This window comes from Lysinibacillus sp. 54212, from assembly GCF_036662795.1.
In the GTDB taxonomy this organism is placed as follows: domain Bacteria; phylum Bacillota; class Bacilli; order Bacillales_A; family Planococcaceae; genus Lysinibacillus_B.
Window position 1 is genome coordinate 112,846 of record NZ_JBAFWZ010000003.1, and the last position, 13,078, is coordinate 125,923.

Sequence of the window (13,078 nt, forward strand, 5' to 3'; positions counted from 1 at the left end):
TTAATCACCTAACATAATGCATTAATAGAAGGCTGACCCTAGCTCGTAGAAAATACCCATACCCCATTGCTCTGCATTAGGCATTAGCTCTGTATATAGGTATTCCTCTAATTCTGCTTGATCCATCTCACCAATATTCACTGCTTTACTGTCTTCATCAATGTCTACAGATTTAATGACTTTTCCTTTTTGATATAGATTAATACCAATCTCGTCACCTTCAACCGAAATACCAATCGTATGCTCGGCAGACATTTTATCTTTTTCATGTGTTGCCGTGCCTTCCCAATTTAGTCCAACTGTCTCATATCCATCTTCAATAGAGAATACGCGCGAGAATGTACGTGTGTTTTTATCTAATTCTTCTTTTCCTTCATAAATAAAGCCAATTTCATCATCAGCCATCAGAGAAATCTTATCCTTAATTTTGTTGTCCTTTGAAGCTAATTCACCTTTAATAACAACTGAATTATACTCATCGCCTAATTTATAATTCCAAACTTGTTTATCCTTTTTGAATAATTGAGTACCTTCGATTTTTAGCTCATCTTCTTCAATTGTTGTTTTGAAATCACGTTTCACGATGATATCGCCATCTACCCAAATTGTAGATTTCAATCCCTTTGGCATTGATAGCTCTTTTTTCACAGCATCAATCATATCTTCAAATACAACATCGATTTCTTCACTAATGTCAATATCTAATGTCGCTAGAGCTTCTCCACCAGCTTGTTCAACGATGTCTAAGATGATTTCTTTAAGCTTTTTATCATCCTTTGCTTTTTCAAGCATTGTTGTTAACACTTCTTTAACTTGCTTCTCAGTTAATGTCATTGTAATTTTTTTAGCTTTTATCTTTTCACCTTCGACACTAACCTGTTCTTCGCCGTCCGCTTTAAATGCCTCGTCCGGAAGTGCCTTGACAAAGCCCATTACATATTCATCTTGAAGGTATTCCATTTCTTCATCTGATAAAAAAGTGTTTTCTAGTTTTAAACTATCTAGGCCTAGGTTTTCAGCTCCTATGTATGACGGATCAAAAGTACGCATTAAATTGCCATAATCCTTATCATTTAATTGTAGCAATTCGTCCTGGAATGGTAGAGATAGCAACAATTTTTCAGTTGTCATATACGCAACAATATCATCAATTGTAACATCCATTACTTTTACACTTAAATCAATCTTTGCCTCGCCCTTTTTTGGGTCAGTTGCAGCAACAATAGTAGCTGATGAACTTTCCACTAAGTCCGTAACCATCGGATCCACATCTAAAAAAGCGTCCGAAGCGGATAAAGATACCTCAAATTCATGCTCGGTTGGCGTTGTCTTTGATTTCTCACTCCATGCAAACTCATTTTCATATCTTTCCTTAAACGAGTTCCAGCTTTGCTCCATCGTTTTGTATTCCGCATAGAAATATTGCTCTTTCGGATTTTTGTTAAAAATGAAAAATGCCGTTACACTACCACCAATTAATAGCATACAAGCAAATACCACAGCAATAATGCCTTTTTTTGCTTTAGGGTTATTCATTATTTTCCTCCTTATCGTTTTCTGAGTTTCTTTAAATAAACTCTCAAGAACACACATCCCTTATTTTCAATTATTAACAATTAGTAGTCAAGTTCACCTTTAAACATTTCTAAATATTTTTTACTACTATACTATTTCTGAATTTGTACATTGTCGTTCATCTACCTTAAAAATTTATTATTAACACAAAAATTTACTTGTATTTCCCAGTTCTGAATAGGTTAAATCAACCTTTATAACTCTTTCATCATAAAAAATAAAAAAGTCCTCAGTAAATCGCCTTGAAGCGCTACAAAGGACTTTATCCATTATCGTTGAATCCGTTCAATGATTTGGTGAAAGGCAACTTGTGCCTCTGGGAACGTGAAAATAGGATACACGTGCACCATATTCTGTTGTTCAATATAATCTATCTCTATTCCTTGCTCTGCTGCCATCGCAACAAACTTTCTTGAGTCTGCTACCAAGCTATCCTTCGTTCCCACAAAAAGAGTTATTTGTGGCAACCCTTTTAGTTCACCATACATTGGACTTAATAAATAGCAGCGTAAATCCTCACCTCCGCTATACCATTTCGCAACCTCCATCAAACCTGGCTTTGCAACAAAATAATCGCCCTTTTGTAAAATATCGATTTCCGGGTTTGATAACGTCATATCAAGCCAAGGAGCAATTAATATAAGCTGACTTGGGAGTGCCTCCCCATTGATTTTAAGTCGTTGCGCTAAAGCAAGCGCTAACCCTCCACCAGCCGAGTCACCCATGAAAATGATGCTGTCCTTTTGCCCTAGCTGCTCACGATAAAGCTGTGTCACCATATCAACGGTTTCCTTATACGTATGCTCCGGTGCTAAAGGATAAAGTGGCACAGTCAAGCTGCAGGAGAGCGTTTGGGCTAAACGATATAAAAAGTCCCAATGATATTTTGTGATTCGATGTACATACGCACCGCCATGTAGATAAAGAATATGAGGCTGATTCCGACCGTTTTTCTGAGAGATTTCATAGTAGTGGTGACCTTGTATTTCTTTTTGTTCAACATGAAATTTATCATACATTTTCTTAGGTGGTTCTGTAGAAAGTATGCGACGTTCTGCAATTCCCTTCTTTAATTCATCCCCCGTTTTATACCAAAATCGCTTACGACCTACTATGAGTAACAAAAGCTTAAAGAATTTACTTTGAATACTTTCCAAGCCCAAATTCCTTTCGTTTGTTTTATATACTTTATTATGAGTGAGGTTTTTTTAGTATTGGGGCATATCATACTATTTGATTGCATTCTAAAGGGATGCTTTCCACTAAACAACGCAAGCCCCGTCACGTAGACTTCTGTGGGAAAGCGATAATGGAACGAAGGCTAAAATCGTCACGTCGTGTGACAATTTATCTGTGACGAAAGCGAAGCGGCAGTCACAATGCCTTCGTGACCAACATCGTGTTGCCCCGAGACCCCGCAGAATTTGCACTCTTGCAAATTTGAGGAGGCTCGGCGCTCGCCCACGAAAAGCGTAGTGGTGGGGCTTGCCTATTTCTATGCAACTAAATTTATTTACAGTCTAAAACCCGGAAAAAATTCCGGGTTCGATTTCACTTAGTCCTTCATGCTATTTTAAAACTGTCTGGCTTTCGCCTCAGATCTCAATAATCGGTTATGAAGGGTTATCTCCGTTTGACCATTTACTTGAGATTTAGAATGCTTAATCCTTGTCCAGTTCTGGTGGATCTTTTGAGATTTTGGATCTAAATTGTCCTTTTTGCTCAAGCGATATCTCCTCCTTAATAATCATGCGGACTTTAATTAGTGAAATCTCCATTAGTATTGCTCGCTCATTCATATATATACTTCCAACTTTTTACCGAGCTACTCGCCCTGCTGTGGGTTGGCAATCGTCCCCATAAAAAGAATTATATCCGTAGTATCGTCTGTAATGGCCACAAAAAACGGGCGATTAACTTCCATCTGGAACGGAGTGGCTGGTTCTCCACCTGTTTTCACTGTTACGGATGTTGCAGCTGCAGCCTCTGTCCCTTTTTCATTCACATCGATAAAGGTCTTCTGCTTCACTTCACTAATAAAAAACGGCTCTTTTTCTTCAATCATTTTTGAAAAATTCGCTTTAGCTCCAAACGCCTCATGAATACCAAGCTCCTGTAATGGCTCTTTAAACGCTACCTCATACTCCAGTTTAAATTTTGGTAAAAGAACGGTTCCTTGTTTTTTTATAAAGCCCGAGCTCCACTGCTGCCAATGCTTATTTGTTAACAGTTTTTGAAAGTCCTCTAAATTTAAACCTTCCCTTGGTAGAAATATTTTCATGCTCATTTTTTCGTCTTCTCCGTATGGAAGCGATACTGCCTGGAAATGATCATTTTCTAAATACGCTATTTTTTTCTCAAGCTTCATTAGCGGAACTTCTTTTTTTGTACCGTCTGCTAAATAGAAAGGGCGGTTCGTTGTATTCTTCTTTTCAAATTCATTTGTCCATTGCCCTTTAAAATACATCGTATTAATTAAAATAGCCGCTAAATCAGCACTTAATGGTTCATTCACAATGTGCTCTATTTTGCTATTCGTAGATTCCTTTACCCAATCGTTAATCTTATTTGCCGATTGACTGTCCTTAATATCAATTTCATGTAACGCTGCATTAAAATAATCGCTTACCTTCTTGGAAAAGTCCTTCTGGAACCTGTACTTAGTATTTAACCAAACTGAATTCGCTACATAAAGCTGCACCTGCTCTGAGTTTCGGTGAAGCATAGACAGTAACGATGCATTGGCTTCGTTGAGATCATCGGCTGCTATCCCTTTTACCTGCAAAGCCTTGGCGATTTCCTCCTGAGTTCTACCATCTGCTCCGTTATAGACCATAGACAGGGCCATGTATAAACTCATTGGTGAAATTATCCTATTTCCATGCTCATCCTCATTTACTTCTGGTAATAGACGAAAGCCTAATCCATTATTTGCAGATACTATTTTTTTATAATCATCCTTGTCATAAACAGCATTGCTGGACACTTCTAATCCTTTTGATTGTTGTCCGCACCCTGCCGCAATTAACATAAGTGATGCCATCGACATTACAGCCACAAGCTTTTTCAACATAATCACCCTCCTCGTTGTATAAGACTGTTACAAAATTACGGAAAGTACCTAGGATTCCAATTTCATTCCATTTATCCTCAAAATATTGTGACACCTTATTGACCGTCACCATATTTATATAAAGGAAAGGGGCGATTGGATGGTGGCGATTGAGCCAATAGAAATTGACGGTCATTCATTTACAGCAGTGACTGTTCGTTTACCGAAAACAACACTGTTAACAATTTCAAATGATATAGGTTATATCATGTGTGGGGCTCTAGATGTCGGATTGTTAAACAGTCGTCTAGCCGACCGCAAAATCATTGCCGGTCGAGCAGTTGGCGTCAAAACGATTGACGATTTGTTAAATGCCCCACTAGAATCTGTGACAGTCGAAGCAGAAAAACTTGGGATTAGCAAAGGTATGGTTGGTGTAGAGGCATTATTAAAAATGCTTTAAACTCTGCACGGCATATAAGCCTCAGGAAAGTGGAGATACTACCCGGAGTAGTATCTTCAAATCCCTGCTAAAAGGGTGTTAAATTAGAAAACATCATAATATAGTGTGTAAAGGCTATTTGAATTCTTCCAAAATTCCTTACACTAAAACCTATAATAGTCCCGTATCATGTTAAAGCTTCAATCAAAATTTGTTCTAACAACAACTAAGGAGCTGTTTGCCATGCTAAGTTTTATTATAACGGAGTACCCTTACAGGCTTTGTATTGTTAATATGACTAGCAGCGATGCACACGATGTTTATATAGCATTTTCAGGAAATGCAATTGAAGATGGCGTTTATTATGAATTCCAGCCAAAGTATTTTATCGAGAATCGCCTTCTACAAACTCAGCCCATTATTTTAGAAGAATACGATGCCTGGGATTTAGATAGTAAATATTATTACGAGGTGCTTTACGTGAAAGAATCTCGTATGAATCTTCAAAGATATTACCGTAATTATTTAAATAATGTTATTTCTATACATCTTCCAAAACGTTTTCGAGAGGATGTTTGGCAAATTGAAGAGGTCTCTCATGAGCAATTTTCAGTTACTAAAATTATGCCCATATTGTTTGATGATTTATACGTAATGGATGTGCCTGTGAAACATAAATCCTATCTAGCTCTTCTAAAAAAAAGCAGCCTATTTGAACGATTTTTCACTGACTTATTTAAAGACGCGAACGAAAGGCTTCGTAATGGCCTACATAACGAAGAAGATATCCCTCAATTTGCGGATTATTTATTAGAGGAGTATAACATTGGATTTGAAACTTCTGAGGGAACAGATGTGGTTCTTTCAAAATGTGAGGCTGTAATGGAGAAGCTTCAGCTTTCCTATAATGAAATGGGCAGTTATTTTATGAAATATGTGATTTAACGTGAAAGAACCATATAAAACGAGTAGACCGTTTTATATGGTTCACTTTTTATGCTGGCATTTCTGTCTGTGTTGGCTTTGCATAGCCTTCTTTATATGTCTCATCAATGCTATTACGGATTTCTTTTAATGATTTTCCATCCTTATGCATCTTCACAGAGTTTAAGGCAATTTCCACACATACGATACAACGTGTACCGTGATCGTCCCAAACGATGGACCCATCTTCCCTCACTTCTTGAATGAAGCAATTTAGATTACTTCCGTGTCCAGCTGATTCCCCACAGCCACAGTAGCATGGCATCCACTTTAAAACATCAGGTGCTTGTCCCGCAACTTGATAGGCTAAGCGCATTGTTTCATTATGATTATCTAAAAATGATGGAAGTACTTCAGCACTCGCAGTCTCTTCCTGAATATCGCCTGTTACATACTGCTCCTCGTGCTTATGGTTTTCATCATTACTGCTCTTACTAGGCTCCTCACTCGTACAAGCAGACAGAAATAGAACCGATGCAAGTAAAAAAGACAACTTCTTCATAGAAATCCTCCTGAATATTAAACGTTATTAGCATCGTATCATATACGAGCACAATCGACTATAGTTCACGGATGAAGAGCTGTTCTAGTTCGCTAACACTGTTCACAATCTTCGTTGCTTTCGCTTCCTGCAGCTCTTCGTAGGAGCCATACCCAAACGTAACACCAATACAAGCTATTCCATTTTCGTGAGCACCGATCATATCATACTTACGATCACCTATCATAATAAATTGCTGCGGACTCACTTGTGGAAAATGCTCCGTAGCATACGCAATAACCTCACCCTTTGCTGTGCGTGTTCCGTCTAAAAAACTGCCTGCCACAATATCAAAATATCCTTCAATATCAAAGTATTTGACAATCTCGTCGGCAAATACAGTAGCTTTAGACGTAGCAACGCCTAATCGATAGCCTCTTGCCTTTAACGAGGCTAGTAACTGCGGAATTCCCTCATATATTTTATTTTCAAACATACCTTTAACTTTAAAACGCTCACGGTAGTACATAATTGCCTCGTTCGTTAATGTCTCGTCAAATTGATAAAACTCTCGAAACGATACTTGCAGTGGCGGGCCAATAAATGGCTCTAGCTTATCTAAATCGGGCTCATTAATACCAAGCTTCCCTAATGCATATTGAACAGATTTTGTAATCCCTATCTTCGGATCCGAAAGTGTCCCGTCTAAATCAAATAAAATTACCTTATATTGCTCCATAAAAACAACCTCTCTTTATCCTTTTGCCCTATAAAAAACGGCATCTATCCTGTATTCGCTAAACGCCTTCAAATTCCTTTATTGACTCCATTCCTTTTTACAATGGCGAGGCTCGTTCTTTCCGTATATTTCCGCGCCTCCTTCAATACATTGAAAGAAAGTAACTTTTCATAAGGAGTGGAGAAATTGCCGAAAATCGCATCTGTTAGTACATATACGCCCCCCTATACTTTAGCGCAATCGAATATTGAACGATTAACAAAGGAGCTGTTTCAGGATAAGATTCCTCAGCTGAATCGGCTATTGAAGGTTTTTGAAAATGGAGAAATTGAGACGCGCAATTTTTGTGTCCCCTCTGAATGGTATAGAGAGCCTCATACATTCGAGGATCGAAATGAGCTTTATATTGATCTTGCTGTCCAATATAGTGCCGAGGCTATTATAAAATGCCTCACAAACCCTGCTCACCTACAATCCGAAATCGCACTAGATGAAATTGATGCCTTTATTTATGTCAGCAGCTCCGGCATTTCTACGCCAAGTATTGATGCTCGAGTAATGAACGTTCTTCCGTTTTCCCATCGGACGAAGCGAATCCCTATCTGGGGGCTAGGCTGTGCTGGTGGGGCAGCTGGAGTTAGTCGGGCATTCGATTATTGCAAGGCATATCCAAAGGCGAAAGTACTTGTTGTATGTCTCGAGCTTTGTAGCTTAACATTTCAAAAAAACGACTATTCCAAAAGCAATTTAGTCGGGACATCCCTTTTTGCAGATGGTGTAGCCTGTACGCTTATTTGTGGTGATGAGGTGGAGTTGCATACCGATAAGCCTATTCCAACAATTCTCGGCACTGCATCAAAGTGGATGCCAAACTCAGAGGATGTCATGGGCTGGAATGTAAAAAATAGTGGGCTCCATGTCGTGTTTTCGAAAAATATCCCGACAATTATTTCAAAATGGCTCGGTCCATTTATTCACGAATTTTTACATGAGTACGGGGTAGAACCACATCAAATTTCAAATTTAGTTGCTCACCCTGGTGGAAAGAAAGTGTTAAAAGCTTATGAGGATGCCTTGCAGTTAACAGAACAGCATACGGCTATATCCCGAAATGTTTTAAAGCAGCATGGCAATATGTCTTCACCAACCGTGCTCTATGTATTAGAGCAGTTTATGCTTCAGCCCCATGACTCAAATACGCTCGGATTGCTCGTAGCGCTTGGCCCTGGCTTTAGTGGTGAAGCCCTACTGCTAGAATGGAGGAACTAGTATGATCTTTATGATCCTGCTGCTATTCGTCATTGCACAACGATTAGTTGAACTCGCTGTTGCAAGGCGCAATGAAATGGCGATGAAGGCGAAGGGGGCTTATGAGGTCGGGGCTTCTCATTATCCGTATATGATTGCTCTGCATAGCTCCTTCTTTATTTGCCTCATTGCAGAGGTACTTTATTTTGATTTAGCACCTTCCTCATTATTCTCGTATATGCTCGCGTTATTTTTACTTGTACAAGGATTACGAATTTGGTGTTTAGCTTCGTTGGGGGAGCATTGGAATACGAAGATCATTATTCTACCGGGAGCTAACGTCGTGGCAAAGGGACCGTATTCATTCATTCGGCATCCTAATTACTTAGTCGTTTGCATAGAAATTGCCCTATTACCGCTCATGTTCGGCGCATACTTCACTGCTATCACCTTTACAGTGTTAAACTTCATCATGCTATCTGTACGCATTCCGCTGGAGGAAAAGGCTTTACGAGAGGCAACAAATTATAAGGACTATGCCTTGCGGAGAAAAGGGTAGTAGAAATGAGGCAAGCCCCGTTGGTCGTACGGAGCTTCAGACTTTAGACAAAGTATGCCCTTAGAATTAGTCAAGCCCCGCCACTCCGCTTTTCGTGGGCGAGCGCCGAGCCTCCTCGAATTTGCCCGAGTGCAAATTCTGCGGGGTCTCGGGGCAACACGATGTTGCTCACGAAGGCGTTGTCACAGGACGTGACGATTTTAGCCTTCGTTCCTTTATCGCTTTCCTACAGAAGTACGTGGCGGGGCTTGCCTTGTATTCCAATATATTTTAATAAATTTTCAAAAGACAACATACACAAACCGTTTTTCCAACGAATGGAGAAGTAAAATAGAAAAAGATCTTTGCATTTACTTTACAAAGAAGATTCTCCTAGGTAAAGCTATTAGAAAGTCAGTATTTCAAGTTGTTCACGTCATGGATTCCATTTTCCATTATTACCTGGAACATTTTTCACAACAAGTAGAGAGCGACATATCTTATCATTATGCATTAGAAGTTAATTGTAGTGAAAGGTGCGACACTCCTTGCTGGAAAAGCACGAGCTGAAAATCAACGGTTTCTTGCTGATTATATTAAAAAGCAGTACGAGGCCTGCCTGTTTATTTTAAGACTTTTTCTAATCTCAGCTCATCTTTTAACGGGATCCCGTCATTTCCTATAAGCGGAATGGTTGGCTTCACCTTTCTTGCTTCGTCAACAGCATCCGGCAAAATCTGAACTATTCGATACCCTCTTTTTTGATAAAATTTCAGTGCATGCACATTATCATTTGTAGTAATAAGAGTCAGCTTCCTGCATCCTGTTACTATAGCCTCTTGCTCTACCCTTGTTAGGAGCTGAGAGCCTACCCCCTGTCCCTCAACGATACTGTCCAGGGAAATGATTTCACATTCCTCCTCGCGAAACACAAAGGTAACGAGACCGATAATTTCGCCCTCACTGTCGAGATAAATAAATCCATCTAATCTACTACAATTAAATACCCCACTTGAGATGACCATTTCCGTGCTGCCCCAGTGCCTTTTAAAAAAGGCGGTCACAGCACTCTTGTTATGCTTTGAAATCTCGCGAATGCTCATTGTGATTCTCCTTTCACAATAAGAGGTATTTCGGATAATTGCTCGATTGTGTAATCTGCTTTTGCTTCACCCCATGCCCCATCCTTTTTCCAAACGCCTATCATCCCTAAGCTTTTTGCTGCCTCCACATCATTTAGAGGATGGTCACCTACAAATACACTTTCGATTGGTGCAACTTGAAGCTTTTGCAGTGCTCGCAGGAAAATATTAGGATCGGGCTTTTTTATACCTTCCCATTCTGAAATAAGAATCGCATCAAAAAATTTCTCAATGCCTAAAGCTTTAATATTATTTAATTGAAACTCTCCGTACCCATTTGTAATCATCCCGAGCTTTAGATTACAGCTCTTTAAATCCTCTAGGGTTCTATATAGTCCTTCAAATGCAACACAATGGTTCCTGAATTCTGTCTTATAATCTTCTAATAATGCTTCTGGCGTAACCGTAGTAATTCCAAACTCCTTCACTAAATCCGCATACACTTTATCCTTCCAAACATATCCCCGGTTATCCAGCTCAATAAATCTTTTCATATACTTTTCCTTTGGTATATGTTCAAAATGCTCTTGAAGTCGTTGGTATTGAGACGCGATAAAGGCCCGAACTGAAGCATCCCGATCCAGTAAGGTTCCATCTAAATCAAACAAGATTGCTTTCATTTTTATCATCCCTTTCCACTTACTAGAATAACCCCATTAGCAAATACAAGGCCGTGCCCCATATAAATAGGGCCGATAGCTTGTTAAAGGCTAAAAATACTTTGTCTGATATTTGCATTTTTTTCAGGGATGCCCCCGTAATCATTAAGCCGATAAACCAAAGCCAGGACACTATGATGCAGGCGAACATGAAGAGCCATAGCTGTTGCCCACTGTATTTTACCGCATTCGTTCCAATAACTCCGATCGTATCGAGCAGTGCATGTGGATTTAGCAGCGAGACAGATAATGCAAAAAGAATTTGCCGTTTGATCGGCAGTGCTTCCTTGCCCTCCAGATTGGCGGCACCTGCTCGCCAAATAACGCCACCCATATAAATCAAAAAGACAATGCCACCTACGAGTAGTACGAGGCGAATCCATTCATATTGCAATACAATCATCGATAAGCCTAAAATCGCCAGTGCAATTAAGATCGTGTCACATATAGCAGCAGTAATGGCGGCTGGAAGTGCTCTTACCAAATTCGGCTGTGTCACTCCTTGTGTAAAGACGAATATATTTTGAACCCCTAAAGGTAAAATCAGTCCAAATGCTAATATAATGCCATGTACTATTGGTTCCATATTACCAACTCCTTTTCCTTCTAATCGTACATATGCTATAACTACATTAAAAGGTCCAATTGGTTGGTTTTTTATCCACCCAATTTTCAAGGAGGCTAATAATATGAGTTGGAAACCGAATCGTTCACTTTCTATTAGTTTATCAAAGCAAATTGCAGACTGGATATCTCAGCAAATACTAACCCGACAATGGCCTGTCGGTACAAAGCTTCCCCCACAGCGTCAGCTCGCCATTACTCTCGGCGTGAATCGAAGTACGGTTCAGGAGGCAATTGACGAATTAAAGGCCGCTGGAATCCTATCCTCTAAAGTGGGTTCAAGTACGTATGTTTCGAATGACTCTTGGAATATGCTTACGAAGCAGAAACAGCCAAATTGGCAGCATTACATAGATGCGAGTATTCATAAACCAAATTACCAAACGATTCAGCTCATTAATCACATGGAGCAGGATGAGTCGATTATCCGCCTCAGTACAGGAGAGCTATCGCCTAGTTTATTACCAGCAGAGGAGATACAAGCATCACTCCAGCAGCTACCATTGGATGGAAAAGAGATTGGCTATTCTTCACCACAGGGCAGCTTAAAGCTACGTAAAGTGCTTGTTCAATATTTGGAGAATAAAGGGATTTCAACGACACCCGATAATATATGTATTGTTTCTGGCGGTCTTCAGGCTTTGCAATTGATTGCGCTTGGATTATTGGAGACTGGGGCTGTTGTGTTTCAGGATGAATTTTCATATTTAAATTCCGTACATCCATTCCAGTCATTCGGAATACAATTACAAGGAGTTAACTCAATAAATAGCAACGAGTCAATCATGACAAAACGACGGGGAAAACGCCAAAATATTTTTTATTCGATTCCGACATTGCATAATCCAACTGGCGCTATTTGGTCTTTAGAGGAACGCCAATCCTTTTACGACACTTGCACTTCCATGAACATGCCGATTATCGAGGATGATGTATATGCCGATTTATCATTCCATCCACCACCCCCTTCATTAAAATCGATTGATACGGACGGACAAGTACTCTACATAGGTAGTGTTTCAAAAACTTTAAGTCCAGGATTACGAATTGGTTGGATTGTTGCACCAACACCAGTCATAAAGCGCCTAGCTGATATAAAGATGCAAATGGATTATGGCTCTAGTGCCTTTTCACAGGAAATTGTGAGTTATTGGCTATCCACAGGTTTATATGAGGAGCACGTAACACAGCTGAAAAGAGAGTTACAAAGGCGAGCCGAGCTAATGAATCGACAATTAGATAAACAATTCTCGAATATCGCCACTTGGTCATCATCTAAAGGCGGATTCTACATTTGGCTTGCGTTCACCCATCCAATTGTCACAACGGACTTCTTTTTAAAACTTCTGAAGCAAAAGGTGCTGATTAATCCTGGGTATATTTACCAAGGTAAGGATGCTACTCACATTCGACTTTCCTATGCTTACGCTACAGATTCTGAAATGCTGAAGGGACTTCATATCCTATACCAGGAGGCAATACAAGAAATACAGAAGAACTTTTAGATTCCTTGGATTTAAAAAATCATCTCGCCACGGACATATAATGGAGCTTTTAAATACTATACAAATAAATGCTTGTTTAGGGAGTGTAA

The 13,078-nt window shown here is 39.5% G+C and carries 15 protein-coding genes; 5 read left to right on the forward strand and 10 right to left on the reverse strand.

The window, feature by feature from the left end:
• Positions 1-21 precede the first annotated feature (21 nt).
• From V4T18_RS03300 to V4T18_RS03320, 5 genes are all read right to left on the reverse strand, one after another.
• Positions 22-1,536: a DUF6583 family protein gene (locus tag V4T18_RS03300; RefSeq protein WP_332646566.1), complete on the reverse strand. Its 1,515-nt coding sequence runs from the start codon at positions 1,534-1,536 to the stop codon at positions 22-24.
• 308 nt (positions 1,537-1,844) lie between these two features.
• Positions 1,845-2,699 (reverse strand): alpha/beta hydrolase, encoded by an 855-nt coding sequence (locus V4T18_RS03305; protein WP_332646568.1) that lies wholly within the window; start codon positions 2,697-2,699, stop codon positions 1,845-1,847.
• Positions 2,700-3,148: 449 nt separating this feature from the next.
• Entirely contained in the window at positions 3,149-3,301 is a 153-nt protein-coding gene (locus V4T18_RS03310) for a YpzG family protein (RefSeq protein WP_332646569.1), read from the reverse strand.
• On the reverse strand, positions 3,237-3,374 hold the full coding sequence (locus V4T18_RS03315; RefSeq protein WP_332646694.1) for a hypothetical protein: 138 nt from the start codon (positions 3,372-3,374) through the stop codon (positions 3,237-3,239). Before V4T18_RS03315 ends, V4T18_RS03310 begins: the two co-directional genes overlap by 65 nt.
• Before the next feature lie 26 nt (positions 3,375-3,400).
• Positions 3,401-4,648, reverse strand: a complete 1,248-nt coding sequence (locus V4T18_RS03320) for a serpin family protein (RefSeq protein WP_332646570.1) — start codon at positions 4,646-4,648, stop codon at positions 3,401-3,403.
• Positions 4,649-4,787: 139 nt separating this feature from the next.
• On the opposite strand from V4T18_RS03320, the gene V4T18_RS03325 reads away from it, so the two are divergent.
• Together V4T18_RS03325 and V4T18_RS03330 are read left to right on the forward strand one after the other, a co-directional pair.
• Positions 4,788-5,090: a YunC family protein gene (locus tag V4T18_RS03325; RefSeq protein ID WP_332646572.1), complete on the forward strand. Its 303-nt coding sequence runs from the start codon at positions 4,788-4,790 to the stop codon at positions 5,088-5,090.
• 222 nt (positions 5,091-5,312) lie between these two features.
• On the forward strand, positions 5,313-6,014 hold the full coding sequence (locus tag V4T18_RS03330) for a hypothetical protein (RefSeq protein WP_332646573.1): 702 nt from the start codon (positions 5,313-5,315) through the stop codon (positions 6,012-6,014).
• Positions 6,015-6,063: 49 nt separating this feature from the next.
• Here the strand turns inward: V4T18_RS03330 and V4T18_RS03335 are convergent, their stop codons facing one another.
• Both V4T18_RS03335 and V4T18_RS03340 read right to left on the reverse strand, forming a co-directional pair.
• A complete protein-coding gene (locus V4T18_RS03335) occupies positions 6,064-6,555 on the reverse strand; it encodes a PCYCGC motif-containing (lipo)protein (protein ID WP_332646575.1) in 492 nt (163 codons plus the stop codon).
• A 58-nt stretch (positions 6,556-6,613) separates the two neighbouring features.
• The gene (locus V4T18_RS03340) at positions 6,614-7,273 is read right to left on the reverse strand and encodes an HAD family hydrolase (RefSeq protein ID WP_332646576.1); all 660 of its coding nucleotides are present in this window, start codon (positions 7,271-7,273) and stop codon (positions 6,614-6,616) included.
• A gap of 186 nt (positions 7,274-7,459) precedes the next feature.
• Here V4T18_RS03340 and V4T18_RS03345 point away from each other — a divergent pair, with 186 nt between their 5' ends.
• Together V4T18_RS03345 and V4T18_RS03350 are read left to right on the forward strand one after the other, a co-directional pair.
• Positions 7,460-8,542 carry a type III polyketide synthase gene (locus V4T18_RS03345; RefSeq protein ID WP_332646577.1) on the forward strand — a complete coding sequence of 361 codons (1,083 nt, stop codon included), beginning with the start codon at positions 7,460-7,462 and terminating at the stop codon, positions 8,540-8,542.
• Between the two features lies 1 nt (position 8,543).
• Positions 8,544-9,080: an isoprenylcysteine carboxyl methyltransferase family protein gene (locus V4T18_RS03350; protein ID WP_332646578.1), complete on the forward strand. Its 537-nt coding sequence runs from the start codon at positions 8,544-8,546 to the stop codon at positions 9,078-9,080.
• A gap of 602 nt (positions 9,081-9,682) precedes the next feature.
• On the opposite strand, the gene V4T18_RS03355 is transcribed toward V4T18_RS03350, so the two are convergent.
• Genes V4T18_RS03355 through V4T18_RS03365 form a run of 3 tightly spaced genes read right to left on the reverse strand, consistent with a single transcriptional unit; the run spans position 9,683 to position 11,446 of the window.
• Positions 9,683-10,162 (reverse strand): GNAT family N-acetyltransferase, encoded by a 480-nt coding sequence (locus tag V4T18_RS03355; protein ID WP_332646579.1) that lies wholly within the window; start codon positions 10,160-10,162, stop codon positions 9,683-9,685.
• On the reverse strand, positions 10,159-10,830 hold the full coding sequence (locus V4T18_RS03360) for an HAD family hydrolase (RefSeq protein WP_332646580.1): 672 nt from the start codon (positions 10,828-10,830) through the stop codon (positions 10,159-10,161). The genes V4T18_RS03355 and V4T18_RS03360 overlap by 4 nt, the downstream gene beginning before the upstream one ends.
• A 13-nt stretch (positions 10,831-10,843) precedes the next feature.
• Complete coding sequence (locus tag V4T18_RS03365) at positions 10,844-11,446, reverse strand: LysE/ArgO family amino acid transporter (protein ID WP_332646581.1); 603 nt, start codon at positions 11,444-11,446, stop codon at positions 10,844-10,846.
• Positions 11,447-11,549: 103 nt separating this feature from the next.
• Between V4T18_RS03365 and V4T18_RS03370 the strand changes: the two genes are divergently transcribed.
• The gene (locus tag V4T18_RS03370) at positions 11,550-12,989 is read left to right on the forward strand and encodes an aminotransferase-like domain-containing protein (RefSeq protein ID WP_332646582.1); all 1,440 of its coding nucleotides are present in this window, start codon (positions 11,550-11,552) and stop codon (positions 12,987-12,989) included.
• The last annotated feature ends 89 nt before the right edge of the window (positions 12,990-13,078 follow it).